The sequence below is a fragment of the Mesorhizobium sp. M0808 genome, assembly GCF_040320025.1.
Taxonomy (GTDB): Bacteria; Pseudomonadota; Alphaproteobacteria; order Rhizobiales; family Rhizobiaceae; genus Mesorhizobium.
Genome location: NZ_JAMYOX010000128.1, coordinates 1 through 744, shown reverse-complemented (window position 1 = coordinate 744; position 744 = coordinate 1). Strand labels below are relative to the sequence as shown.

Here is a 744-nt window from a genome sequence, read left to right as displayed (position 1 = left end):
TGCCCGCCAGGCCGCAACGGTACGGCTCGCCGGTGATCATCATCTTCCAGGCCATGCGGGCGGTCTTGTTGGCGAGCGCCACAGCCGCCAGCTTCGGCGGCTTGCGCGCAATCAACGCCGCCAGCCACGGCGAGGCCTTGGCGCGGCCGCGACGCACCTGCTGGATGTGGGCCGTCGCGCCCACCACCAGCGCCTGCCGCAGCATCTCGTCGCCGGCCCGCGTGATCACCCCCAGCCGGTTCTTGCCGGCGGTCGAATGGTTCTTCGGCGTCAGCCCCAGCCACGCCGCGAAGTCGCGTCCCGAGCCGAACGCTGTCGCATCAGTGACCTTGACGCCGAGCAGGCTCGCCACGACCGGCCCGACGCCGGGCATCGCAGCCAGCCGCTGTCCAGTCTCGTCCTTGCGGTGATGGGCCAACAGCTTCTTGTCGATTGCCGCGTATCGCGCGCACACCGCGCGGTATTCCTCGCCGAGCGTCTCAAGCAGTTCCTTTGCCAGCCCCGGCACCGTCGCGTCGCCGGCAATGCGGGCCAGCAGTGGCTCGATGCGGGCAAGGCCTTGTGCGGCCACCAGGCCGAATTCGGCTGCGTAGCCGCGGATCGTGTTGGAAAGCTGCGTGCGCCGCCGCACCAGCTGCTCGCGCACCCCAAACAGCATCTGCGCCGCTTGCTGCTCGCCGCTCTTGATCCCAACAAAGCGTGTCCTGGGCCGGCTCATCGCCTCGCAGATCGCCTCGGCGTCAG

1 protein-coding gene is annotated in these 744 nt (G+C 69.6%); it reads right to left on the bottom strand.

Annotated elements, in window-relative coordinates; all coding sequences use genetic code 11:
• On the bottom strand, window positions 1–744 hold a 744-nt coding region (locus NKI25_RS36285), incomplete at both ends, for an IS110 family RNA-guided transposase (RefSeq protein ID WP_353000979.1).